Source organism: Streptomyces sp. NBC_00691, assembly GCF_036226665.1.
In the GTDB taxonomy this organism is placed as follows: domain Bacteria; phylum Actinomycetota; class Actinomycetes; order Streptomycetales; family Streptomycetaceae; genus Streptomyces.
Genome location: NZ_CP109007.1, coordinates 3,426,103 through 3,450,656, shown reverse-complemented (window position 1 = coordinate 3,450,656; position 24,554 = coordinate 3,426,103). Strand labels below are relative to the sequence as shown.

General features: G+C 72.9%; 23 protein-coding genes. 16 read left to right on the top strand and 7 right to left on the bottom strand.

Annotated features, from left to right (window positions below; all coding sequences use genetic code 11):
- Nucleotides 1–60: 60 nt before the first annotated feature.
- Nucleotides 61–471 carry an SsgA family sporulation/cell division regulator gene (locus tag OG392_RS15405; RefSeq protein WP_329279661.1) on the bottom strand — a complete coding sequence of 137 codons (411 nt, stop codon included), beginning with the start codon at nt 469–471 and terminating at the stop codon, nt 61–63.
- Nucleotides 472–606: 135 nt separating this feature from the next.
- Between OG392_RS15405 and OG392_RS15400 the strand changes: the two genes are divergently transcribed.
- The 6 genes from OG392_RS15400 (at nt 607) to OG392_RS15375 (ending at nt 6,395) form a co-directional block, all read left to right on the top strand.
- Nucleotides 607–1,656 carry an energy-coupling factor ABC transporter permease gene (locus tag OG392_RS15400; RefSeq protein ID WP_329279659.1) on the top strand — a complete coding sequence of 350 codons (1,050 nt, stop codon included), beginning with the start codon at nt 607–609 and terminating at the stop codon, nt 1,654–1,656.
- 32 nt (nt 1,657–1,688) lie between these two features.
- Entirely contained in the window at nt 1,689–2,450 is a 762-nt protein-coding gene (cbiQ, locus tag OG392_RS15395; protein WP_329279657.1) for a cobalt ECF transporter T component CbiQ, read from the top strand.
- Nucleotides 2,447–3,220, top strand: a complete 774-nt coding sequence (locus tag OG392_RS15390) for an energy-coupling factor ABC transporter ATP-binding protein (protein WP_329279655.1) — start codon at nt 2,447–2,449, stop codon at nt 3,218–3,220. The genes cbiQ and OG392_RS15390 overlap by 4 nt, the downstream gene beginning before the upstream one ends.
- Before the next feature lie 73 nt (nt 3,221–3,293).
- Entirely contained in the window at nt 3,294–4,529 is a 1,236-nt protein-coding gene (locus OG392_RS15385) for a serine hydrolase domain-containing protein (RefSeq protein ID WP_329279653.1), read from the top strand.
- Between the two features lie 202 nt (nt 4,530–4,731).
- Nucleotides 4,732–5,784, top strand: a complete 1,053-nt coding sequence (locus OG392_RS15380) for a helix-turn-helix domain-containing protein (protein WP_329279651.1) — start codon at nt 4,732–4,734, stop codon at nt 5,782–5,784.
- Between the two features lie 158 nt (nt 5,785–5,942).
- Entirely contained in the window at nt 5,943–6,395 is a 453-nt protein-coding gene (locus OG392_RS15375) for a YbaK/EbsC family protein (protein WP_329287291.1), read from the top strand.
- A 47-nt stretch (nt 6,396–6,442) separates the two neighbouring features.
- Here the strand turns inward: OG392_RS15375 and OG392_RS15370 are convergent, their stop codons facing one another.
- On the bottom strand, nt 6,443–7,060 hold the full coding sequence (locus tag OG392_RS15370) for a LysE family translocator (protein ID WP_329279649.1): 618 nt from the start codon (nt 7,058–7,060) through the stop codon (nt 6,443–6,445).
- 313 nt (nt 7,061–7,373) lie between these two features.
- On the opposite strand from OG392_RS15370, the gene OG392_RS15365 reads away from it, so the two are divergent.
- Entirely contained in the window at nt 7,374–8,156 is a 783-nt protein-coding gene (locus OG392_RS15365) for an SDR family NAD(P)-dependent oxidoreductase (RefSeq protein ID WP_329279647.1), read from the top strand.
- Between the two features lie 473 nt (nt 8,157–8,629).
- Nucleotides 8,630–8,914 carry a DUF7848 domain-containing protein gene (locus tag OG392_RS15360; RefSeq protein ID WP_329279645.1) on the top strand — a complete coding sequence of 95 codons (285 nt, stop codon included), beginning with the start codon at nt 8,630–8,632 and terminating at the stop codon, nt 8,912–8,914.
- Nucleotides 8,915–8,933: 19 nt separating this feature from the next.
- Here OG392_RS15360 and OG392_RS15355 read toward each other — a convergent pair whose 3' ends face one another.
- From OG392_RS15355 to OG392_RS15335, 5 genes are all read right to left on the bottom strand, one after another.
- A complete protein-coding gene (locus OG392_RS15355; protein WP_329279643.1) occupies nt 8,934–9,785 on the bottom strand; it encodes a DMT family transporter in 852 nt (283 codons plus the stop codon).
- The gene (locus OG392_RS15350) at nt 9,782–10,276 is read right to left on the bottom strand and encodes a YbaK/EbsC family protein (RefSeq protein ID WP_329279641.1); all 495 of its coding nucleotides are present in this window, start codon (nt 10,274–10,276) and stop codon (nt 9,782–9,784) included. The genes OG392_RS15355 and OG392_RS15350 overlap by 4 nt, the downstream gene beginning before the upstream one ends.
- A 56-nt stretch (nt 10,277–10,332) precedes the next feature.
- Complete coding sequence (locus tag OG392_RS15345; RefSeq protein WP_329279640.1) at nt 10,333–11,979, bottom strand: penicillin-binding transpeptidase domain-containing protein; 1,647 nt, start codon at nt 11,977–11,979, stop codon at nt 10,333–10,335.
- 98 nt (nt 11,980–12,077) lie between these two features.
- Complete coding sequence (locus tag OG392_RS15340) at nt 12,078–13,001, bottom strand: serine hydrolase (protein ID WP_329279638.1); 924 nt, start codon at nt 12,999–13,001, stop codon at nt 12,078–12,080.
- 183 nt (nt 13,002–13,184) lie between these two features.
- Nucleotides 13,185–14,939, bottom strand: a complete 1,755-nt coding sequence (locus tag OG392_RS15335; RefSeq protein WP_329279636.1) for a dolichyl-phosphate-mannose--protein mannosyltransferase — start codon at nt 14,937–14,939, stop codon at nt 13,185–13,187.
- A 52-nt stretch (nt 14,940–14,991) separates the two neighbouring features.
- On the opposite strand from OG392_RS15335, the gene rsmI reads away from it, so the two are divergent.
- The 8 genes from rsmI to OG392_RS15295 all read left to right on the top strand — a co-directional run bounded on the left by rsmI (nt 14,992) and on the right by OG392_RS15295 (nt 24,545).
- Nucleotides 14,992–15,879 (top strand): 16S rRNA (cytidine(1402)-2'-O)-methyltransferase, encoded by an 888-nt coding sequence (gene rsmI / locus OG392_RS15330; RefSeq protein ID WP_189833481.1) that lies wholly within the window; start codon nt 14,992–14,994, stop codon nt 15,877–15,879.
- A gap of 139 nt (nt 15,880–16,018) precedes the next feature.
- Complete coding sequence (locus tag OG392_RS15325) at nt 16,019–16,435, top strand: hypothetical protein (RefSeq protein ID WP_329279634.1); 417 nt, start codon at nt 16,019–16,021, stop codon at nt 16,433–16,435.
- 96 nt (nt 16,436–16,531) lie between these two features.
- A complete protein-coding gene (locus OG392_RS15320; RefSeq protein ID WP_329279632.1) occupies nt 16,532–17,401 on the top strand; it encodes a TatD family hydrolase in 870 nt (289 codons plus the stop codon).
- 71 nt (nt 17,402–17,472) lie between these two features.
- Entirely contained in the window at nt 17,473–18,723 is a 1,251-nt protein-coding gene (locus OG392_RS15315; RefSeq protein WP_329279630.1) for a ubiquitin-like domain-containing protein, read from the top strand.
- 90 nt (nt 18,724–18,813) lie between these two features.
- Nucleotides 18,814–19,686: a 16S rRNA (adenine(1518)-N(6)/adenine(1519)-N(6))-dimethyltransferase RsmA gene (rsmA, locus tag OG392_RS15310; RefSeq protein ID WP_329279628.1), complete on the top strand. Its 873-nt coding sequence runs from the start codon at nt 18,814–18,816 to the stop codon at nt 19,684–19,686.
- Nucleotides 19,683–20,597 carry a 4-(cytidine 5'-diphospho)-2-C-methyl-D-erythritol kinase gene (locus tag OG392_RS15305; protein WP_329279626.1) on the top strand — a complete coding sequence of 305 codons (915 nt, stop codon included), beginning with the start codon at nt 19,683–19,685 and terminating at the stop codon, nt 20,595–20,597. The genes rsmA and OG392_RS15305 overlap by 4 nt, the downstream gene beginning before the upstream one ends.
- Before the next feature lie 125 nt (nt 20,598–20,722).
- Nucleotides 20,723–22,528 (top strand): ABC-F family ATP-binding cassette domain-containing protein, encoded by a 1,806-nt coding sequence (locus OG392_RS15300; protein WP_329279624.1) that lies wholly within the window; start codon nt 20,723–20,725, stop codon nt 22,526–22,528.
- Between the two features lie 112 nt (nt 22,529–22,640).
- Nucleotides 22,641–24,545 (top strand): outer membrane protein assembly factor BamB family protein, encoded by a 1,905-nt coding sequence (locus tag OG392_RS15295; protein WP_329279623.1) that lies wholly within the window; start codon nt 22,641–22,643, stop codon nt 24,543–24,545.
- Nucleotides 24,546–24,554: the final 9 nt, after the last annotated feature.

Sequence of the window (24,554 nt, the reverse complement as noted above, 5' to 3'; positions counted from 1 at the left end):
ACCCCCGCGGCCCGGCCCCCGGGGTCTGATCCCCGGGGTCACGTCGCCTCGCGTGCGCCGTCAGCTCGTCGTCATCGACGGGCCGGCGGCGTACGTGTGTTTCAGGAACCGGGTCAGCGCCGTCGTGTCGAACTGGACGACCGTCACCACTCCGTCGTTCTTGTGGAGCTCGACGACCGTCTGGACGCGGCCGCAGGGCCAGACGCCTATGTCGCCGCGGCGGGTCGGGGCGCGCAGACCGGTCTCCAGGAGGACGCGGGGGAAGGACCACTCGACGTCGCCGGGGAAGACGAAACGGACGGTCGCGGGGGAGAAGCCGGGGTCGTAGCGGAGGTCGACGGGGACGGGGCGGGAGAGGGGGGCGTCGCTGATGATGCGTCCCCGGGCGTGATCCTCGACCGCGAGGTCGGTGTCGCGGTCGACGGGGTGGGCGGCTTCGTGGTCGAGTGCGCGATCGTCTGCGGCAGCCATCGGGGGCTCCTCACCGTTTGTCCTCTTATCGACTAATGTCCCACTCCTTCCCGGCCCGCGCACGACCCATGCGCCGCTGTTCTGTGACCTGTGCGCTCTTGCAAGCACTTTGCAGGAGCGCTCATCATTCAGTACGTGCATGTACCTGACGGATTCATCAACGCCCCCGTATCGGTCGCCGCCGGAGTCGTCGCCGCCGGCGCCGTCGCCGTGAGCCTCCGCGGGGCACGGCGGGAACTGGACGAGCGGACCGCTCCGCTCGCCGGGCTCGTCGCGGCCTTCGTCTTCGCCGTCCAGATGCTGAACTTCCCGGTCGCCGCCGGGACCAGCGGGCACCTCCTCGGCGGCGCGCTCGCGGCGATCCTCGTCGGACCATGGACCGGCGTCCTCTGCATCGCCGTCGTCCTGCTCATGCAGGGCATCCTCTTCGCCGACGGCGGCCTCACCGCGCTCGGCGTGAACATCACGGTCATGGGCGTCGTCACCGTCGTCGTCGCGTACGCGCTCTTCCGCGGCCTCGTCCTCGTGCTGCCGCGCACCCGCGCCTCGGTGACCGCGGCCTCCTTCGTCGCCGCGCTCGTCTCCGTACCCGCCGCGGCCGCCGTCTTCACCGCCCTCTACGCGCTCGGCGGCACCACCGACGTCCCGGTCTCCAAGGTCCTCACCGCCATGGTCGGCGTGCACGTCCTCATCGGCGTCGGCGAGGCCGTCATCACCATGCTGACCGTCGGCGCCGTCATCGCCGTCCGCCCCGACCTGGTCCACGGCGCCCGCGGTCTCACCGCCCCGCTCAAGCTCCGCGTCGGCGGCGAGCTGGTCGACGCGGCCCCGGCCGGCGCGCCCGCCGCCCCCGCGGGCTCCCCGAAGAAGCTGTGGATCGGCGGTGTCGTCACCGCGCTCGTCCTCGCCGGCTTCGTCTCCTTCTACGCCTCCGCCAGCCCCGACGGCCTGGAGAAGGTCGCCGCCGACAAGGGCATCGACAGCAAGGTCGAGGACCACGCGGCCGCCGACTCCCCGCTCGCCGACTACGGCGTCAAGGGCATCGAGACGGCTCGCCTCTCCGGCGGCCTCGCCGGCGCGATCGGCGTGGGCGCCACCCTCGCCGTCGGCACGGGAGCCTTCTGGACCGTCCGCCGCCGCCGTACCCGCACGGACCTCCCCACGCACGCGGAAACGGCGGCCTGACGTGGGACGCGCCGCCGCGAGAGGCGTCTGACATGGGAGCGGGGCACGCCCACAAGCTCTACCGGCACGCGCACTCGCCGGTCCACGAGCTGCCCCCGCACACCAAGCTGGCCGCCGTCCTCGGCTTCGTCGTGGTCGTCGTCTCGACGCCCCGCGAGGCCGTCTGGGCCTTCGCCCTCTACGCCCTGCTCCTCGCCGCCGTGGCGGCGAAGGCCCGCGTCCCGGCCGGCTTCCTGCTGAAGCGGCTGCTCATCGAGGTGCCGTTCGTCGCCTTCGCCCTGCTCATGCCCTTCGTGGTGCCCGGCGAGCAGACCACCGTCCTCGGGGTCACGCTGAGCGTCCCCGGCCTGTGGGGCGCCTGGAACGTCCTCGCCAAGGGCACCCTCGGCGTCGCCGCCTCCGTGCTCCTCGCCTCCACCACCGAGCTGCGCGAGCTGCTCCTCGGCCTGCAGCGCCTGAAGCTGCCCCCGCTGCTCGTCCAGATCGCCTCGTTCATGATCCGGTACGGCGACGTCATCACCGACGAGATGCGCCGCATGTCCGTCGCCCGCCGCTCGCGCGGCTTCGAGGCGCGGGGCGTCCGCCACTGGGGCGTCCTCGCCAAGTCGGCGGGCGCGCTCTTCATCCGCTCCTACGAGCGCGGGGAGCGGGTCCACCTCGCCATGGTCAGCCGTGGCTACACGGGCACGATGCCGGTCATCGACGAGGTGACCGCGACCCGCGCCCAGTGGACGTACGCGGCGGCGCTCCCGCTCACCGCACTTCTGATCTGCCTCCTGGGATGGACCCTATGACCGCCCCCTCGACGACCGTCCCCCCGGCGACCGCGCCCTCCCTCGACGTGCGGGGTCTGGCGTACGCGTACCCCGACGGCCATCAGGCCCTCTTCGGCGTCGACCTGACCGTCGGGCGCGGCGAACGGGTCGCCCTCCTGGGCCCCAACGGCGCCGGCAAGACCACCCTCGTGCTCCACCTCAACGGCATCCTCACCGGCGGCGCCGGCGGTGTGTCCGTCGCCGGGCTGCCCGTCGGCAAGAAGCACCTCGCCGAGATCCGGCGCAAGGTCGGCATCGTCTTCCAGGATCCCGACGACCAGCTGTTCATGCCGAGCGTGCGGGAGGACGTGGCCTTCGGACCGGCCGCGGCGGGCCTCCGGGGCGACGCGCTGGAGGCCGTCGTGCGCAAGGCCCTGGACCGGGTCGGGATGGCGGAGTACGCGGACCGGCCGCCGCACCATCTGTCGTTCGGGCAGCGCCGCCGGGTCGCCGTCGCGACGGTCCTCGCCATGGAGCCGGAGATCCTCGTCCTCGACGAGCCGTCGTCGAACCTGGACCCGGCCTCGCGCCGCGAGCTCGCCGACATCCTCCGCTCGCTCGACGTCACCGTCCTCATGGTCACCCACGACCTGCCGTACGCCCTGGAGCTCTGCCCGCGCGCGGTGATCCTCAGCGAGGGCGTCATCGCCGCCGACGGCCGGACCGGCGACATCCTCGCCGACGAGGAGCTGATGGCCAGGCACCGTCTGGAGCTGCCGTTCGGCTTCGTGCCGAGCTCGGTGGCCTGAGGCCCCCGGAATCCGCCCCTCGCCGGCCGCGTTGCACCATGGAGAGTCGGATCGGCGAGCGAGGAGTGGGGACGTGGACGTCCAGGGCACGGTGGCGGCGGGCTGGGAGCCCGTCAGGGACGCGTTCCTGCGCAACTTCGAGCAGCGCGGTGAGCGCGGGGCGGCCCTCGCGGTCCACCACGACGGGGCCCGGGTCGTCGACCTCTGGGCGGGCGCCGAGAACGCGGACGGCGGGACCGGGGACGGCGGGACCGGGGACGGCGGGACCGGGGACGGCGGGACGGGGGCCGACGAGGCGCCCTGGACCGAGGACACCGCCCAGGTCGTCCGCTCGGCCACCAAGGGCGTCGCCGCGGCCGTGCCCCTGCTCCTGCACCAGCGCGGACTGCTCGACCTGGACGCCCCGGTCGCCGCGTACTGGCCCGAGTTCAAGGCCGCGGGCAAGGACGGCGTGACCGTACGGCAGCTGCTCGCGCACCGGGCCGGCGTGCCCGTCCTGGACCGGCCGCTCACCCTCGCCGAGGCCGTCGACCTGGAGACCTCGACCCGCGCGATAGCCGCGCAGGCCCCCGTCTGGGAGCCCGGCACGGCCCACGGCTACCACGCCCACACCTTCAGCTGGCTGCTCTCCGGCCTGGTCCACCGGGTCACCGGCCGCACCATCGGCCGCTGGGTCGCCGAGGAGATCACCGGCCCCCTCGGCCTGGACCTGTGGATCGGCCTCCCCGCCGCGGAGGCGCACCGGGTCGGCCGCATCGGGCCCGTCGAGGAGGTCGAACCGCCCGGCAGCGGCGCCCTCAAGCTCCGCCCCAAGCGCTCCGTCACCGAGGCGTACCAGGACCCGAACTCCCTGACCCGGCGCGCCTTCGGGGTCATCGACCCCAAGCCCGACGAGAACGACCCCGTCTACCGGACCGCCGAACTGCCCGGCTCCGCCGGGGTGGCGACGGCCCGGGCCCTCTCCCGCTTCTACGCGGCCACCCTCGGCCCCGTGGACGGCGCCGAACGCCTCTTCACCCCCGGCACCCTCACACTCGCCCGGACCGAGGAGTCGGCGGGCGCGGACAGGGTGCTGCTGGTCGGCACCCGCTTCGGCCTCGGCCACATGCTGCACGGCCCGGCGTCCCCGCTCCTCGGCCCGTCCTCGTTCGGCCACCCGGGCCGCGGCGGCTCGCTCGGCTTCGCCGACCCCGACGCCGGCATCGCCTTCGGGTACGTGACGAACGGCATGCGCAGGACGGTGACGGCGGATCCGCGGGCCCAGGCGCTGGTGAGGGCGGTCGGATCGGTGGTGGGCGGGGCGGTGTGAACCGCTCCGGCCGGCCCGCGGTGGGGCCTCCGTCCGATCCGCGGTGAGGCCTCCGGCCGGGCCCGCGGACGTGGTCCGTACGGCCGGCCGTTCCTCCGGCGCGACCTGACATTCTGCACTTCGGGGGCGCGGACCGGTGATCGCCCGAGCGCTAGCGTGTGCCCGCTCCACCGCTCGGTGGACCAGGCGCACGGGGGCGCATGTGATCGAGATCTCGCTGAGGACGTCCGGACAGGGGGCCCACGCCGGAGCCCTTCGGATCGCGAACAGCCGGCTGTGGGAGACCTTCGGCAGCATCGGACTGCTGTCCGCCGACCCGGGGCACGCGCCCTGGCCGTACACCGACTGGGGCCGGGCGGCCCGCCGTTCGCTGCCGCGGGCCGATGTGACCCTGCCCGGGTGGCTCGTCCACCTCTTCCGGGCCGGCGGCGGCACCCTGCCGTCGTTCCTCCTCCCCGTCCCCTCCTCGGCCCGGCAGCCGGACCTGGCGGAGGAGATCGCGTCGCTCCGCGAGGTGCCCCCGGCCCGGGTGCGCGCGGAGCTGGCGCGGTGGTTCCCGGGGGGCGTCCCCGCCGAGGTACGCCCCCTGTACGCGGATCCCGGGGCGCGGATCGCCGACCTGTGCGCCTTCCTCCCGCGCTACGCGCGCGCCGCCCTCGCCCCGTACGAGACGTCCCTGCGGACCGTCACGGACGACGACATCCTGCTCCGCGCCCGGGTGCTCGCGACCCAGGGCCCGGACCGGCTCCTCGGCACCCTGCGCGGGGCGGTCTCGCGCCGTGGAGACGTCCTGCGGCTGCGCGCCGGGCCGCCGGGCAGGGCCGCGGCGCGGACCGAGGTCTCCCGCATCGTCCTCGTCCCCCTGGTGTTCGGCCGGGGGGCGTCCCTCCTGGGCTTCGCCCCGAACGGGGTGACGGCCGTGTCGTACCAGGCGGAGGGGGCCGCCGTCCTGGCCGGCGAGGGGGCCGACGAACCGGCGCGCGGCGACCGGCTGGAGATCCTGCTCGGCCGCAGCCGGGCCGGGCTGGTCCGCGGGCTCGTCGCACCGGCCACGACCTCGGACCTGGCGGCGACCCTCGGCCTCGCGCCGAGCACCGTCTCGGAGCACCTCACCTCCCTGGTGGCCGCGGGCGTGGTGCGCCGGCGGCGGGCGGGCGTACGGGTGCTGTACGAACTGGACGCCTCGGGTGTCGCGCTGCTCAGACACCTGGACAACCGGCGTAGGGTCAACGCTGCGTCGTACGAGACCACTTGAGACGTGCCGCACCGAGGAGGAAGCCCGTGACCGACGAGGCCAGGACCGCCGACGCCGTGACCGATGCCGTGCCGGACGACGTCGCCGACCGGGCTCCCGACGACCGGGCTCCCGGCGACGCGACGCCCGGTCACGCGACGTACGAGAAGCTCCTCGCGCTGCTGGACGAGCGTGGAGCCGCCTACCGGGTGATCGAGCACGCCGACGAGGGCGGCACCGAGGCGGTCAGCGCGCTGCGGGGACACACGCCCGCCGAGGCGGCCAAATGCATCATCGCCATGGTGAAGATCGGCAAGAAGGAGAAGCGCTTCGCGCTGGTCGTCGTCCCCGGTGACCGGCGGATCGACCTGAACGCCGTGAAGACGCTGTACGGCGGCACGTACGTCTCCTTCGCCTCCCCGGAGATCGCGGAGGACCTCGCGGGTTCGCCGAGCGGCACGATCCTGCCGTTCGCCTTCGACGAGCGTCTCGAACTCCTCGTGGACCCGGATCTGTTGACGCGGCGGGAGTTCTACTTCAACGCCGCGCGGCTCGACCGCTCGATCGCCCTGTCGGCGGAGGACTACCGGGCGATCGCGGAGCCGCGCGTGGAGCGGGTCTCGACGGACTGACCGCCGGCACCGGCCTTCCCCGTCAGGGGCCGGGCGGGCCGGGCGGATCAGGCCATCGCGGGCGTCAGCGCCAGCAGCATGCCCAGTCCGACCAGCACGGCTCCGATGACCTTGTTGAGCACGGTCTGTCGACGCAGCAGACGGGCCCGCAGGGCCTGGTGGGAGAAGAGGACCGCGGCGAGGCCGAACCAGACCAGGTGCGCGAAGGACATGAAGAGCCCGTAGCCGGCCTGCTGGACGACGGGGGTGTCGGCGCTGACGACCTGGGTGTACGTGCTCAGCACGAACAGCATCGTCTTCGGGTTGAGCGCGTTCGTCAGGAATCCGGTGCGCAGCGCGCCGGCCTTCGTCAGGCCGGCGCCCTCCGAGAGGTCGATGTCCACCTGGGCCCTGGTGACGAACGTCCGGTAGCCGATGTACACCAGATAGGCGGCGCCGACGAGCTTCATCGCCGTGAAGAGCATCGGCGTCCGGGACACCAGAAGTCCCACGCCCAGCATGGTGTACGTGACGTGGACGAGAACACCGAGGGCGATGCCGACGGCCGCGAGCACACCGGCGGTCCTGCCGTACAGATAGCTGTTGCGGACGGTCATCGCGAAATCCGCGCCGGGGCTGATGACCGCCAGGATCGTGATGACCGCCACGGCGATGAGCTGACCCATGTTCCCGACTTCCCGCCTTCTCGCTCACGTGCGCACTCGAGGGTGAGCGGGCGGGCGGCGGGGTGCGGGCCCCGCGGACCCGTCCCCGCCCGTCCGCCCCGACATCAGGGCTTGTGACGGCCGGTCTCCCCCGCGGGAGGCGTGGCCGTCGGCGAAGCCGATCGTGGTGTTCGCGCCGACGGTGTGTCAAAGGCTTTCGGCCCCGGCCGAATCGCGGCGGCCGTGCTCTCCTCCCGCGCGGAGGCGCGGTCGGAGCCGAACGGGATCTCGCGGCGGTCTGGCGCGGCCCGGACCCGGGTGCTGGGATCGGCGCATGGACCTCAGGGAACGCTTCGGCGGATACGCGGTACTGATCACGGGCGCGGCGCGCGGCATCGGCGCGGCGACGGCGCGACGGCTCGCGGCGGAGGGGGCGAGGGTCCTGGTCACGGACGTGGACGAGGAGGCGGCGCGGAAGACGGCGGCGGGGATTCCGGGCGCGGAGCACCGGCACTGCGACGTGGGCGACCAGGCCTCGGTGGACGGCGCGACGGCGTACGCGGTCGAGACCTTCGGCCACCTGGACGTCCTGGTCAACAACGCGCTCGGCCCGGTAGGGCCCGACCGGGACCGCTTCGAGGACGAGCCGGACGCGGTGTTCTCCGTCCAGCACGACGTCACCTTCATGGGCGCGGTCCGCTGCTCCCGGGCGGCGCTGCCGCACCTGGCGGCGGCCGGCGGGCGCGGGGCGATCGTGAACATCGGCTCGGTCAACGCCGAGGCGGACTTCGGCAACCACGCCTACAGCGCCGCGAAGGCGGGCCTGGCGTCGCTGACCCGCACGCTCGCGGGCGACGCGGCGGGGCGCGGGGTGCGGGTGAACCAGATCAACCCGGGAACGATCGCGACGACGGCGTGGTCGGGCAGGGACCGCGACCTGAGGGCCCTGGCCGACCGGGTCTACCCCTTGGCACGGGTGGGGACCGCGGAGGACGTGGCGGCGGCGGTCGCCTTCCTGGCCTCGGCGGACGCGTCCTGGATCACAGGCACGGTCCTGCGCGTGGACGGCGGCCTGCTGGCGGTGAACAGGCACTTCGCGGAGGTGCTGGGGGACTGAGGGACGGACGGGGCGGGGGAGCGTCGCTTGCCGTCGCGGACGCGGTCGCGAACGGCGACGGGGACCGGGTCGCGAACGGCGACGCGGACCAGTCGCGAACGGCGACGCGGACCAGTCGCGAACGACGACGGGGACCAGTCACGAACGCCGACGGGGACCGGGTCGCGAACGGCGACGGGGGCGGGGACGCACCTTGCATTCTTCCGGCGTGCGCGGGCATGCTGTGACGGCGATCACGTGCCGTACCGCGACCGTGACGGTGAGTTGATCTTGCTGGTCCGCAGGAGAAACAGCAAGACCCCGGCGACCGCGCGAACGGCCGGGGCGTGGCCACCGCTTCGAAGGAGCGTCGACGTGAGCAACCCTGGCGTCCGCCGTGCCGGCCCGGTCCGCCGGTCGTTACCGACCTCGCCGGGGCACCGCCCGGCCGTACCGGCCCTCTCGGCTCCGACGGTCCCGGGCGGAGGGGCGAGATGACTCCGGCGGGGGCGTACCGCCGGACCGCCCGGCGGCCCCGGCTCTGGGCGTTGCGCCCCGACCGGACGGGCAGCGGGACCGTCACCGAGGCCGAGTGCACCACCTGTCTCGATTGCTCGGGCGCGGCGGACGACGGGCGGGGACCCGCCGTCTGGTGCCTCTCCCACGCCCAGGCCACCGGCCACACCGGCTTCCGCCGCGTCCGTACGGACTTCTTCCGCGCGTCCTGGGACGGCGGTCCTGCTCCCGGTGCGGGCGTGGGCGTCGGCGTCGGCGGCTGACGCGGACGTCCGCCCCGGCTCAGCCCGCGTGCAGCATCAGCCCGATGCCGACCACCATCAGGCCCGCCGCGGCGACGCGGGGACCGCCGAAGCGCTCCTTGAAGAACAGGGCTCCGATGGCCGCGCCCACGATGATCGAGGACTCGCGCAGCGCCGCGATCGGGGCCAGCGGAGCCTTCGTCTGCGCCCAGAGCACCAGGCTGTACGCGCACACCGACAGTGCCGCGCCCAGCAGACCCCGCCCCGCGTACGGGCGGAGCTGGGGGAGCAGGGCCGCCCGGCGGGTCCACAGGGCGTACGCCGGGATCGCCAGGCCCTCCAGGAGCATCAGCCAGGCGATGTAGCCCAGCGGAGTGTCCGAGGCGCGCACGCCGACCCCGTCCACCACGGTGTACAGGGCGATCGCGAGGCCCGTCGCGCCCGCCGCGAGCAGCGCCGGCCAGTGGGGCCGGGCGCCCTTGCCCCGGATGCCCCACAGGGCGAGGCCGGTCAGGCCCGCGGACGCCACCGCGACGCCCAGCAGCTGCCAGCCGTCCGGTATCTCGTCCACGAACACCGCCGCGAGCGCCGTCACGGCCAGCGGGGCCGTGCCGCGGGCGATCGGGTACATCTGGCCGAAGTCGCCCAGCGAGAACGAGCGCATGAGCAGCACCATGTAGCCCACGTGCAGCAGCGCCGACACCACCAGGTACGGCCAGGCCTCCGCCGCGGGCAGCGGTACGAAGAAGGCCGTGACGAGGCCGATGAGCGCGCCGCCGCCGGATATCAGCGTGAACGAGAGCAACTGGTCCTTGATGTGGTGCGCCAGCGCGTTCCAGCTCGCGTGCGTGACCGCGGCGAGAAGGACGGCCAGGGTGACGAGGGGCGTCACGCCGAGGGCTCGCGGACGTCGACCAGGGTCCCGCCGGCGTGCGCCACCAGGGACTTCGGGTCGAGCGCGAACACGGTGTGCGGGGTGCCCGCCGCCGCCCACACCAGCGCGTGGTCGAGCAGGCCCCGGTCGGCGAGGACCCGGGTCCGGGTGCGGTGCCCGAAGGGCGGGACGCCCCCGATCGCGTACCCGGTGGTCTCCCGGACCACCTTCGCGTCCACCCGGGTCACCCGCTCGGCGCCCAGCTCCGCCCGTACCCGCTCGACGTCCACCCGCGAGGCGCCGTCCATCAGCACGAGGACCGGCACCCCGTCGGCCGCGAAGACCAGGGACTTCACGATCTCCGACACCGCGCAGCCGATGGCCTCGGCGGCCTGCTGCGCGGTGCGGGTCTCGTCCGGGAAGCGGCGGATCTCGACGTCGAGCCCCAGCTCCCCGAGTGCGGCGGCGAACCGGGGGTGGGCGAGGGATGTGCTGTCGTCAGCGGTCATGGCCCGCACGCTAGCGGTAGTTGTACGAGCCATGCGACCGGGTTCCGAGGGGTGGGTCAGCCGGCCCGCAGCACCTTCGCCACGACCGTGCCCGCCGAGTCGCCGCCGTGCCCGCCCTCCTGGACGACCGCCGCGGCCGCGAGGTCGCCGGAGTAGCCGGTGAACCAGCTGTTGGAGCTGTCCTGCGCGTCGACCTCGGCGGAGCCGGTCTTCGCGCCCTTCGGGGAGGGGAGTCCGGACATCGCGCGGAGCGCGGTGCCGTCGGCGGCCGTCGCCGCCGCGTTCATCATCTTCTGCAGCCCCCTGGCGACCTCGCCGGACAGTGGCTCGGCCTTCGCGAACTCGCGGTCGTCGAGGTCCCGGGCCACCAGGTACGGCTGGAGGAAGCCGCCGTTCTTCACGGTCGCGGAGAGCGAGGCGACGTTCAGGGCGCTCATCGTGATCCTGCCCTGGCCGATGTACGAGGCGGGTGTCTCGCTGCCGGCCGACTCGGGGACGCTGCCGTCCGACGCGGTGACGCCCACCTGCCAGACCTGGCCGATGCCGAAGGAGTCGCGGGCGGTGGCACCGAGTTCGGTGTCGGCGATGTGCTTGTCGCTGAGGGGGCCGATCGCCTTGATGAAGGCGGTGTTGCAGGAGCGGCGGAAGGCCTCGGTGAGGGTGCCGTTGCTGATGCTGAACTTCTTGAGGTTCTGGAAGGTCGTGCTCCGCGACATGACGGTGGGCGGACACTCGACCTTGGTCTCGGGCGTCGCCAGGCCGTTCTGCATCATCATCGCCGCCGTGACGATCTTCATCGTCGAGCCGGGCGCCTGGGCCCCCTGGAACGCGGTGTTGAACTCGGTGGCCGGACTGTTGGCGACGGCCCGGATCGCGCCCGTCGACGGCTCGATCGCGGCCACCGAGGCGTTCCCGTAGGCCTTCACGGCCTTCTCGGCCGCCGCCTGGACCTCCGCGTCGATGGTGGTCCTCAGCGTGCCCGGCTTCCCCTTCGTCAGGACGAGGAGGGTGGAGTCCGGGACGGACGCGCTGCCCGAGTCGATCCATGTCTCGATGCCGGTCTCGCCGCCGGCCTTCGCCCCGTACCGCTCGCGCAGGGTGGCGAGGACGGGCTTCAGCGAGGGGTACTTCTCGGCCGTCAGCTCGGCGCCGCTCCGGTCGACGGCCTTCACCGCGGGCGTCTTCGCGACACCGGTGCGCAGTGCGGCGCCGGCGGTGAGGAGCTTCGGGTGGAGCACGGACGGCGCCCACTTCACCAGCGCCCGGCCGGTGGTCTGCCCCCGGACGACGGTCAGCTGCGAGGTGTACGACCAGGGCTTCGACACGTCCTCGTAGGTGATCGTGGCGTTCACCGTGAACGGCACGGTCGTCCCGACCGGCGTCCCCGGCGTGATCACGGCCTTCGAGATGCTCGCGCCGTCGCGGTAGGCGGCCACGGCCGGCCCCGCCGTGACCGGATCGTTCGTCAGCTGCCCGGCCTTCTCCGGCTCCCCGGCCGCCCAGGCGGCCAGGAAGTCCCGCGCGGTGGTGGTGATCTCCTCGCCCGTGACGGGCCCGGTTCTCGGCCCGGCGGCGGTTCTGGTCTCCGGCGACTTCTCTCCGCCCATGACGCCGTTCCAGAGGTTGTAGCCCCCGTATCCGATCCCGCCCGCCACGACGGCGAACACACCGCCGACGATCGCGACCTTGGCTCCACTGCGCATGGTTGCGCTCCCCTCCCCGTGTGGACCCACGAGTCAAGCAGCGCCCCATGCGTGTGTCGAGCCACTGTGGTCTTCTCCGTCACACGGAGAGAAGGCCGTCAGCCCCGGGGGACCGCGATGTACGCCTCCTGGGGCGTGGTGGTCGGGGCGTACCGGGTCGCGGCCGGTGCGGTCGGGATCAGATCCCGGTGGATGACCTTGGACACGGCCTGGATCGTGGTCACGCCGTAGTTCATCGTGCTGTTGCCGTCGGTGAGCACGGTGATGGTGTAGTCGTGGCCGCGGCCCTGGAAGGTGCCGACGCTGTGCACCCGCCAGCCGCGCGTGGCGCGCTGCAGCCAGCCGTTCTTGACGTGCACGGCCACGCCGGAGGGCGCGCCGGCCGGGGTCCCCCACCGCTGGGAGGTGACGACCTGGCCCATGAGCTTGTGGAGGTAGGCGCGGGCGTTGTCACTCAGGACGGTGTTCCTGGCGGTGATCAGCGAGAGCAGCCGCTGCTCGTCGGTGACGTTGATCCGGGTGAGCCCCCAGTAGCCACCGGTGCCGGGGACCGTCCGCGTCATGCCGGCGGCCGCCAGGAAGCCCTTCACCTTCGTGATGCCGAGCTGGTTCCACAGGGCGGTGGTGGCCGCGTTGTCCGACTTGGTGATCATGGCGGTGGCCAGGCCCGCCTCGCGCGAGGTCAGGTACCGGTTGGTCTTCTTGGCGTCCCAGAGGAGCGTGGCGAGGACGGTGACCTTCACGACGCTGGCCGAGTCGTACGCGGTCGTCGCGCGCAGGGTGCAGGTGGTGTTCGTGGTGCGGTCGCGCAGGCCGACGGCCACGGTTCCGCCGCGCGTGGCGAGGGCGGCGGTGATGTCCCGCTGCAGCTTGGCGGCGAGTCCGGCCTTGCCGGACGTACAGCTGACCTGCGGCGCGGCGGCGGCGGAGGCGGGTGCCGCGCCGGCGACGACGGGTACGAGCATCCCGGTGACGGCCGCGGCCGTCAGCACGCGGGCACGCAGGGATATGCGGTGAGTCATGCGGGTCCCCCTGGAAACGAATCGAACACGCCTACGGCGTTCTCGCCCTGTACGACTCGTGAGCGCGCGGATGGTTGTACGAATCCGCCGGAACCGCGGAAGGGTGCCCCACGGGTGAACACCGACAACGGCGAGAGGGCGCGACCGTCGGTCGCGCCCTCTCGCCGTCGTTCCCCCCCCCCGCTACACCCAGGTGTCGAGCCACATCCTGTTCCGCCATTGGTCCAGCGGAATGGGCGTGCCCGTGTAGATGGGCCAGAAATAGATGAAGTTCCAGACGATGAGAAGAACGATGCAGCCCGCCGCCACCGCGCCGAATGTGCGACGTCGCTCCGAAGAACCCGCGGGCCCGACGATCGCCCCCAGCATCATCGCCACCGCCAGACACAGGAACGGAACGAAGACCACCGCGTAGAAAAGGAAGATGGTGCGTTCCTGGTAGAGGAACCACGGGACCCAGCCGGCCGCGATGCCGCAGGCGATCGCGCCCGCGCGCCAGTCGCGGCGGAAGGCCCAGCGCCACAGGATGTACAGGATCGCGAAGCAGGCGGCCCACCACAGGAGCGGGGTGCCGAGGGCCAGGACCTCCGCCGCGCACTTCTCCTTCGTGCCCGCCGGGCAGCCGCCGGTGCCGGGCGCGGGGGACTCGTAGAAGTAGGAGACCGGGCGGCCGAGGACGATCCACGACCACGGGTTCGACTCGTACGTGTGGGGCGAGGTGAGGCCCACGTGGAAGCTGTAGACCTCGGACTCGTAGTGCCAGAGGCTGCGCAGCCACTGCGGCAGCCAGCCCCAGGTCCCGCCGCCGTCCAGCTTGTCCTGGTCGGCGGCCCAGCTCCGGAAGTAGCCCTTGTCGCTGACGATCCAGCCGGTCCACGTCACCAGGTACGTGGCGATCGCCACCGGCACGACGGACACGAACGCCGGGACCAGGTCCTTCTTGACCACCGCGAGGTACGGGCGGACCGCGCCGGCCGTCCGGCGCCCGCCGACGTCCCACAGCACCGTCATCAGGCCGAAGCCCACCATGACGTACAGGCCGTTCCACTTGGTCGCCGCCGCGAGGCCCAGCATCACACCGGCAGCGATCCGCCACGGCCGCCACCCCAGGCGCAGTGTCTCCGCGATCTCCGCGTCCGGCCGCAGCACGCCCTCCTCGTCCTCCGGGAGCGCGCCCGCGAGCCGCTGACGGGTCCGGTCGCGGTCCAGGACCAGACAGCCGAAGGCCGCCAGGACGAAGAACATCAGCACCTGGTCGAGGAGCGCCGTGCGGCTCATCACGAAGTGCAGACCGTCGACGGCGAGCAGCAGACCCGCCAGGCAGCCCAGGAACGTGGACCGGAAGAGACGCCGGCCGATCCGGCACAGCATCAGGACCGACAGCGTGCCGAGCAGCGCCACCATGAAGCGCCAGCCGAACGGCTCGAAGCCGATCAGCTTCTCGCCGACGCCGATGACCCACTTGCCCATCGGGGGATGGACGACATAGCCGGGGTCGGTCGGCACGAGGACCGCGCCGGGGTCGCTGAGGACCGTCTTGTCGATGTCCTTCGGCCACGCCCCCTCGTACCCCTGGTTGATCAGGGCCCAGGAGTCCTTGGCGTAGTACGTCTCGTCGAATATCACCGCGTTCGGCTTGCCCAGGTTCCAGAACCTCAGCAGCCCCGCGACCGCTGTGACCAGGAGCGGACCGCCCCAGGCCATCAGCCGCCAGAGCCGTTCGGACCGGTCGGGGCCGATGCCGAGCAGCGACATCAACCGCTTGGACGGGCGGACGTACGAGGGCACGAGCCGCTCCCGCAGCCCGATGGGGGCGGCGCTCCCGGCGGGCGGCACGTAGCCGAACCGCCGGAGCCGCTGGTGCCACGAAGAGGGCTCTGCCACGGGCTCTGCCATGGGGTGCTGGCCCTCCAGGGCCTCGGGTGCGGTACTGGTCACCGCGCCATCGTAGGGAACGCGCCTGTGCGCGTCGCCTCTCCGGGCTGGGAGGATGGGGCGTGTGACAGGAACGCTGGTACTCGCAGGGACCCCCATCGGTGACATCGCGGACGCTCCGCCCCGACTCGCCACCGAACTGGAGAACGCCGACATCGTGGCCGCCGAGGACACCCGGAGGCTGCGCGGGCTGACCCGTGCCCTGGGCATCCACACCACGGGAAGGGTCGTCTCCTACTTCGAGGGGAACGAGTCCGCCCGTACGCCGGAGCTGGTCGAAGCACTGGTCGGCGGCGCGCGGGTGCTGCTGGTCACCGACGCGGGCATGCCGTCCGTGTCGGACCCCGGCTACCGGCTCGTCGCCGCCGCCGTCGAACAGGACATCAAGGTGACGGCCGTGCCCGGCCCCTCCGCCGTCCTCACCGCGCTCGCCCTCTCCGGTCTGCCCGTGGACCGCTTCTGCTTCGAGGGCTTCCTGCCCAGGAAGGCGGGCGAGCGTCTCGGCCGGCTCCGCGAGGTCGCCGACGAGCGCCGCACCCTCGTCTACTTCGAGGCCCCGCACCGGCTCGACGACACCCTCGCCGCGATGGCCGAGGTCTTCGGTGCCGAGCGCCGTGCCGCCGTCTGCCGCGAGCTGACCAAGACGTACGAGGAGGTCAAGCGCGGCCCGCTGGCCGAGCTGGCGGCCTGGGCGGCCGAGGGCGTACGGGGCGAGATCACCGTCGTCGTCGAGGGAGCCCCCGAGACGGGACCGGCCGAACTCGACGCCGAGGAGCTGGTGCGCAGGGTGCGGGTGCGCGAGGAGGCGGGCGAGCGGCGCAAGGAGGCGATCGCCGCGGTCGCCGCCGACGCGGGGCTTCCCAAGCGCGAGGTGTTCGATGCCGTCGTGGCGGCAAAGAACGCGGCTGGACCGGGCCCCGGAAACGGTAAAGGACTAACCTGAAAGGCAAAGCCGAACCCGGCGCCGTGACCCTTGAAAGGGCTCTTGGCAAGGGAAGTGCCAAATGCCTTCCATGGTTCGACCCGCGCTGATGCGCTCCGGCCCGAAAAGGCGTCCACTGGATCAGTGGAGAGGAGCTGGAATGTCCGAGATCACCGGCACCGGCATATCCGTCGCCCATGAGGCGTACGCCTTTGCCTGCATGCGCTGTGGATACGGCTGGGAGCAGGCGTACGAGATCGAGCACCACATCGACGCCGCAGGCCACAATTTCGTCGTCTACAAGGCCGACGGGGAGCGGGTACCGTCCCCGCTGTCCAGTCCCACCTGCATGAACTGCGGCGGTCACGTCGTCAGGATCATGCGCGCCGGGCAGGTGTCGTCGGTGCTGGACCTGATCGCCGCGACGGAGAAGCACCGGCGGGGATCGAAGGAGACCAAGCCCGTCTCGCCGGCCGGACCCATCGGCCAGGAGCTGACCGAGGGCGACTCCGAGCCCCCGGTGCCGCACCACTGGCACCTGTCCGACCTGCTGCACCCCTTCCGGCGTCACCAGTAGCCCCGGAGCGGCCCCGCCCCGGGCCGGGGGCGCACGCGCCCCGGGCCCGGCATATCCCCGCGCGCCGGCACTCGCGACCCTCGTACGATCGGGGGCATGAGTGCCAAGGACGCCCCGCCGCCGCTGCCCGAACCCCTCCTCGTGGAGGTCGCGGACTCGCACACCCACCTGGACCTCCAGTCCGGGACCGTCGAGGAGGCGCTGGTCAAGGCCGCCGCCGTGGGGGTGACCACGGTCGTCCAGGTCGGCTGCGACGTGAAGGGCTCCCGGTGGGCCGCGGAGACCGCCGCAGCCCACGAGCACGTGCACGCCGCCGTCGCCCTGCACCCCAACGAAGCGCCCCGGATCGTTCTCGGCGACCCTGACGGCTGGTCCCGGCAGGGGGCCCGCGAGGGGGGCGGCGACTCCGCCCTCGACGACGCGCTCTCCGAGATCGACCGGCTCGCGGCCCTCCCGTACGTCCGCGGCGTCGGCGAGACCGGCCTCGACTTCTTCCGTACGGGCCCCGAGGGCATCGCCGCGCAGGAGCGTTCCTTCCGCGCCCACATCGAGATCGCCAAGCGGCACGGCAAGGCGCTCGTCATCCACGACCGTGAGGCCCACGCCGACGTGCTGCGGGTCCTGGACGAGGAGGGCGCCCCCGAGCGGACCGTCTTCCACTGCTACTCCGGCGACGCCGCCATGGCCGAGATCTGCGCCGCCAAGGGCTACTACATGTCCTTCGCCGGCAACGTCACCTTCAAGAACGCCCAGCACCTGCGCGACGCCCTCGCCGTCGCCCCGCTGGAGCTCGTCCTCGTCGAGACCGACGCCCCCTTCCTCACCCCGGCGCCCTACCGCGGCCGCCCCAACGCCCCGTACCTGATCCCGGTCACGCTCCGGGCGATGGCGGAGGTGCGCGGCATCGGCGAGAACGAGATGGCGGAGGCGATCGCGGTGAACACGGCCCGCGCCTTCGATTACTGATCCATAACGGTTACGTGTCGTAGCCGGGTAGACGCACCGCGTGAGCGGCGCCCGGGTAGGGTCCCGGCCTCGTGAGCACTTCCCAGGGCAGTCACCGCGCCGGACGACGGGGCCCGGCCCTGTCCGTGCACGACCAGCCGACCCAGGCCGCGCCGCTCGTCGTCCCCGGGCAGGGGAGTCGCACCGTCTCCCGGCGGGCCGCCCGGCGCCGCAAGGCCCCGGGACCCGCCGGGGAGGGGCTGCGGCGGCTCGTCCCGCAGGCGCTCGTCGTCGCCTTCCTCGCCGGCGGCACCAGCGCCTTCGTCGCCGACGACAAGGCCGTCCGGCTCTCCGTCGACGGCGTCCCGCGCACCCTCCACACCTTCGCCGACGACGTCGAGGAACTGCTCGCCGACCAGGGCCTTGCCGTCGGCGCCCACGACATCGTCGCCCCCGCCCCCGCCGAGGCCCTGGCCAACGGCGACGAGATCGTCGTCCGGTACGGGCGCCCCGTCGCCCTCACCCTCGACGGGCAGCGCCGCCAGGTCTGGACGACCGCCCGGACCGTCGACGGCGCGCTGCGCCAGCTCGGGGTCCGCGCGGAGGGCGCGTACCTCTCGGTCTCCCGCGGCGCCCCCATCTCCCGCAACGGTCTCGCCCTCGACGTACGGACCGAGCGGACGATCACCTTCCTCGCCGACGGCCGCGAGCGGACCGTCCGGACGAACGCCGCCACCGTCCGCGAGGCCCTCGCCGAGGCCGGGATCACCCTCTCCGCTCAGGACGCCGTCTCCGTCGTCCCCGAGTCCTTCCCGCGCGACGGCCAGACGGTCACCGTGCTGCGGATCACCGGCTCGAAGGTGACGCGCGAGGAGGCCGTGCCGTACGCCGTCGAGCGGACCCGTGACCCCGAGCTCTTCGTCGGCACCGAGGTCGTCGACCGGCAGGGCGCGGCCGGCGTCCGCCGCGTCACGTACAGCCTGCGGACCGTCAACGGCGTCAGGCAGAGGCCCCGCCGGATCGGCGAGGAGATCGTCCGCGAACCCGTCAGCCGGCGGGTCCGGGTCGGCGCCAGGCCCATGCCCACCTCCGTCGCGGGCGCCGACGGCCTCGACTGGGGCGCGCTCGCCGCCTGCGAGTCCGGCGGCCGCCCGAACGCCGTCGACCCCTCGGGGACGTACGGCGGGCTCTACCAGTTCGACCCCGGCACCTGGCGCTCCCTCGGCGGCAGCGGCACCGCGCAGAACGCGCCCGCCGCCGAGCAGACGTTCCGGGCGAAGAAGCTGTACGTGCAGCGGGGAGCGAGTCCCTGGCCCCACTGCGGACGACGGCTGCACGGGTGAGCCGGGGTGGGACGGGCTGAGACGGGCTGAGACGGGCTGGGACGGGGTGAGTCGGGGTGAGCCCCCGCGGGTGCCCCGTAGGCTGTACCGGTGAGCACCACCACCGGCCCCGAAAGCCCCGACGCCCTCCTCGGCCCCGCCGACATCCGTGAACTGGCGGCCGTCCTCGGCGTACGCCCGACGAAGCAGAAGGGCCAGAACTTCGTCATCGACGCCAACACCGTCCGGCGGATCGTCCGCACGGCCGGGGTACGGCCCGACGACGTCGTCGTGGAGGTGGGACCCGGACTCGGCTCCCTCACCCTGGCCCTCCTGGAGGCCGCGGACCGCGTGACGGCCGTCGAGATCGACGACGTGCTCGCCGCCGCGCTGCCCGCCACGATCACCGCCCGGATGCCCGACCGCGCCGACCGCTTCGCACTCGTGCACTCCGACGCGATGCAGGTCCAGGAACTGCCGGGCCCGGCGCCCACCGCGCTCGTCGCGAACCTGCCGTACAACGTCGCCGTGCCCGTCCTGCTCCACATGCTGGAGCGGTTCCCGAGCATCGAGCGGACCCTCGTCATGGTCCAGGCGGAGGTCGCCGACCGGCTCGCCGCCAAGCCGGGCAACAAGGTGTACGGCGTGCCGTCGGTCAAGGCCAACTGGTACGCGGAGGTCAAGCGCGCCGGGTCCATCGGCCGCAACGTCTTCTGGCCCGCGCCGAACGTCGACTCCGGCCTCGTCTCCCTCGTCCGCCGCACCGAGCCGCTCGCGACCACCGCCACCCGGCAGGAGGTCTTCGCGGTCGTCGACGCGGCCTTCGCCCAGCGACGCAAGACCCTGCGCGCGGCCCTCGCGACGTGGGCGGGCTCGCCCGCGGCGGCGGAGGAGGCCCTGGTGAAGGCCGGGATCTCGCCGCAGGCGCGCGGCGAGGGACTGACGGTGGAGGAGTTCGCCCGGATCGCGGAGGCCAAGGCATGACCGCCCCGGGAAGCGTCACCGTCCGCGTCCCCGCCAAGGTCAACGTCCAGCTCGCGGTGGGCGCGGCCCGCCCCGACGGCTTCCACGACCTGGCCAGCGTCTTCCTCGCGGTCTCCCTCCACGACGAGGTCACCGCCACCCCGGCCGAGGGCCTGACCGTCACCTGCGAGGGCCGGGACGCCGACAAGGTGCCGCTGGACCGCACCAACCTGGCCGCGCGCGCCGCCGAGCTGCTCGCCGCCCGGCACGGCATCGCCCCCGACGTGCACCTGCACATCGCCAAGGACATCCCCGTCGCCGGCGGCATGGCCGGCGGCAGCGCGGACGGCGCGGGCGCCCTGCTCGCCTGCGACGCGCTGTGGGGCCTGGACTCCTCCCGCGAGGAACTCCTGGAGATCTGCGCCGAGCTCGGCAGCGACGTGCCGTTCAGCCTGGTCGGCGGGGCGGCGCTCGGCACCGGGCGCGGCGAGAAGCTGACGGAGCTGCCGGTCGGCGGCGGCTTCCACTGGGTGTTCGCCGTCGCAGACGGCGGTCTGTCGACCCCGGTGGTGTTCGGCGAGTTCGACCGGCTCACCGAGGGCGTCGACGTCCCCGAGCCGGCCGCCTCCCCGGTCCTCCTGGACGCCCTGCGCGGCGGCGACACGACCGCGCTCGCGGCCGCCCTCGCCAACGACCTCCAGGCGGCGGCGCTCTCCCTGCGCCCGTCGCTCGCCGAGACGCTGACCACGGGCACCGAGGCGGGCGCGCTGGCGGCCCTGGTCTCGGGCTCGGGCCCGACGACCGCGTTCCTGGTGAAGGACGCGGAGTCCGCGGAGACGGTCGCCGCCGCCCTGATCGCCTCGGGCACCTGCCGTACGGCGAGGGTGGCGACGTCGCCGGCGCCGGGCGCGGCCGTCCTGCCGTCCGCCTGACCCCTTCCGATCCGGGGGTGTCCCACCTCGGCCGGGGCGGCGGCGCCCGTCACGACGCGCAGGTCGTCGTGCGTACCCGGCGACGTACCCTGGGACGTCGATCGATCCCCCGTACAGGAGTCAAAGTGGCCGTCAATCTGGTCAATGTCGAGGCTGTCACCAAGGTGTACGGCACCCGTGCACTGCTCGACGGGGTCTCGCTCGGCGTCTCCGAAGGGGACCGGATCGGCGTCGTGGGCCGCAACGGCGACGGCAAGACCACCCTCATCCGGATGCTCGCCAAGCTGGAGGAGGCCGACACCGGCCGCGTCACCCACAGCGGCGGGCTCCGCCTCGGCGTGCTCACCCAGCACGACTCGCTGGACCCGGAGGCCACCGTCCGGCACGAGGTCATCGGCGTCATGGCCGACCACGAGTGGGCCGGCAGCGCCAAGATCCGCGACGTGCTCACGGGGCTCTTCGGCGGGCTCGACCTGCCCGGCTTCGAGAACGGCCTCGACACCGTCATCGGCCCGCTCTCCGGCGGCGAGCGCCGCCGCATCGCGCTCGCCAAGCTGCTCATCGACGACCAGGACCTGATCGTCCTCGACGAGCCCACCAACCACCTCGACGTCGAGGGCATCTCCTGGCTGGCCAAGCACCTCCAGGAGCGCCGGTCCGCGCTCGTCTGCGTCACCCACGACCGCTGGTTCCTCGACCAGGTCTGCACCCGCATGTGGGACGTGCAGCGCGGTGCGGTGCACGAGTACGAGGGCGGCTACTCCGACTACGTCTTCGCCCGCGCCGAGCGCGAGCGCATCGCCGCCACCGAGGAGTCCAAGCGGCAGAACCTGATGCGCAAGGAGCTGGCCTGGCTGCGGCGCGGCGCCCCCGCCCGTACCTCCAAGCCCCGCTACCGCATCGAGGCCGCCAACGAGCTGATCGCCGACGTGCCGCCGCCGCGCGACACGTCCGAGCTGATGAAGTTCGCCAACGCCCGGCTCGGCAAGACCGTGTTCGACCTGGAGGACGTGACCGTCACCGCCGGTCCCAAGACCCTCCTCCAGCACCTCACCTGGCAGCTGGGCCCCGGCGACCGCATCGGCCTCGTCGGAGTCAACGGCGCCGGCAAGACCTCACTCCTGCGCGCGCTGGCCGACGCCGCCGTCAGCCAGGGCGAGATCCAGCCCGCGGCCGGCAGCGTCACCGTCGGCAAGACCGTCCGGCTCGCCTACCTCTCCCAGGACGTCACCGAACTTCCCGGCACCCTCAGGGTCCTGGAGGCCGTCCAGCAGATCCGCGACCGGGTCGACCTCGGCAAGGGCCGCGAGATGACCGCCGGGCAGCTCTGCGAGCAGTTCGGCTTCTCCAAGGAGAAGCAGTGGACGCCCGTCGGCGACCTCTCCGGCGGTGAGCGCCGCCGCCTCCAGCTGCTCCGCCTGCTGATGGACGAGCCGAACGTCCTCTTCCTCGACGAGCCCACCAACGACCTCGACATCGAGACCCTCACCCAGCTGGAGGACCTCCTCGACGGCTGGCCGGGCTCCATGGTCGTCATCTCCCACGACCGGTTCTTCATCGAGCGCACCACCGACAAGACGCTCGCGCTGCTCGGCGACCAGACCCTGCGGATGCTGCCCCGCGGCATCGACGAGTACCTGGAGCGGCGCCGGAAGATGATCGAGGCGGCCGTCCCGACGCCCGCCGCCGCGCCCGCGCAGGCCAGGCCCGGTGTCTCCGCCGCCGACTCGCGCGCCGCGAAGAAGGAGCTGCAGAAGGTCGAGCGGCAGCTGGACAAGGTGTCCCAGAAGGAGGCGAAACTGCACACACAGATCGCCGACAACGCCACCGATTTCGAGAAGGTCGCGAAGCTCGACGCGGAGCTCCGCGAACTCGCGGGCGAGCGCGAGGAATTGGAGATGCGCTGGCTCGAACTGGCCGAGGACGCATAACGAGGGCATCACAGGCCGGTCCTCCCTTGGGTACAAGGGGCGGACCGGTCGCTTTTGCGCCGACGCGTGAGTGGTAGAAAGAAAACCCGCTCACGTCAAGGGGGAACTGCTGATGACCCAGCCGCCCAGCAACCAGCCGCCGGGGGGCTTCGGAGCTCCCCAGGATCCGAACCAGGGCCCGCACCAGGGCACGCCGCCCGTGCCGCCCGTCCCGCCGCAGGCACCGCAGACACCGCCGCCGCCCGCCGGCCCGCCCGGAGCGCCGCCGAGCGCGCCTCCGGCCGCGCCGCCCGCCGCGCCCGGACCGTACGGCCAGCAGCCGCAGCCCGGTTACGGATACCCGCAGCAGGGCCAGCCCGGTCAGCCGGGCCCGTACGGCCAGCCGGGACAGCCCGGCCCGTACGACCAGCAGCCTCCGCAACAGCCGTACGGCTACCCGCAGCAGGGCCAGCAGCCCGGCTACGGCCAGCCGCAGCAGCCGGGGCCGTACGGCCAGCAGCAGAACCCCTACGGCGGGTACCCCACCCAGCCGATGTACCAGGGCGCCCCCACCCCGCCGCCCTCCGGCGGCGGACTCAAGGGCCGGACCGGTCTCGTCGCCGCCGTGGCGGCCGGAGCCGTCCTGGTGGCCGCCGTCACCACCTGGGCCGTCGTCGGAGGGGACGACGAGAAGGACCCGATCGCGGGTCCGACCGCCACGGCGAGCTCCTCCTCCGGCGTCCCCAAGCCCACCGAGTCCGTGGACAAGGGCGACGGCTCGGGCGACGGGTCCAAGGGCGGCGAGGACGACCTCAACGCAGGCCGCCAGGCCGGCGAGGCCAAGGTCAACTGGCTCCTCCAGAACGACGTCGACCTGCCCCGCAACGGCGCCGACGTCCACGGTCCGTGGATCGTCGGCGACACCGTCGTCAAGGCCATGTACAAGGGCATCACCGGCTACAGCCTCAGCGACGGCGCCAAGAAGTGGCAGGTCGACGTCCCGTTCGAGCTGTGCGCCGCGCCCGCGGACCCCTCGGCGAACGGTGTGATGGTCTTCGCCTACGCCGAGAGCGCCAAGGACGGCGCCAAGTGCACCTCGCTCCAGCAGGTCGACCTGAAGACCGGCAAGGCCGGCTGGAAGAAGGCCGTCCCGAAGCCCACGGGTCTCTTCGCCTTCTCGGACAACACCCTGTCCATCAGCGGCAACACGGTGACCGTCTCCGGCACCAGCAGCTCCTACGGCTTCTCGCTGACCGACGGCAAGCAGCTCTTCACCGGCGCGACCAGCGGCTGCAAGCCCGTCGCGTACGCCGGCGGCAGCAAGCTGATCGCCGCCGTGGACTGCCCGTCGGGCAGCACCACCAAGAAGCTCCAGGGCGTCAGCGAGGTCGACCCGAACACGGGCAAGCCGCGGTGGACGTTCAAGCTGGAGGCCGACTGGGAGGTGGACCGGGTCTACTCGATCGACCCGCTGGTCGTCTCCGCCACCCAGCGCGAGCAGAAGAAGTGGACCATCTTCTCGCTCAACGCCAACGGTTCGCTCCGCTCCCAGATCCAGGGCGGCAAGGACAAGTTCGCCCCCTCGTGCGGCGGCGGTTTCGTGGTCTTCGGCAAGAACCTCCAGGGCTGCACGGGAGTCGCGGCCGACGCGAACACCTTCTACATGGCCACCGAGACCTCGTACGGCACCCCGAACGAGGTCGTCGCCTTCGACCTGAAGACCGGCAAGGCCAAGTGGCGCTCCAAGGCGCCCGGTGAGCAGTCGATGATCCCGCTCCGCATGGAGGGCGGCGAGGTCCTGGTCTACGTGGACCCGTCGTACGACAAGGGCGGCGCCGTCGCGACGATCGCCCCCACCGGCGGCGCCCCGAAGGTCCTGCTCCAGCACCCGGCGACGACGGCCCAGGTCGAGAACAACTTCTACAGCCCGGGCTACGCGTACGGCGCCGGCACCTTCGTCGTGGCGAGCGGGCGTGTCTCCGCGTCCAACGACAAGGAAGAAAAGCTGGTCAAGACGATGATGGCGTTCAGCAAGTGAGGTACACGG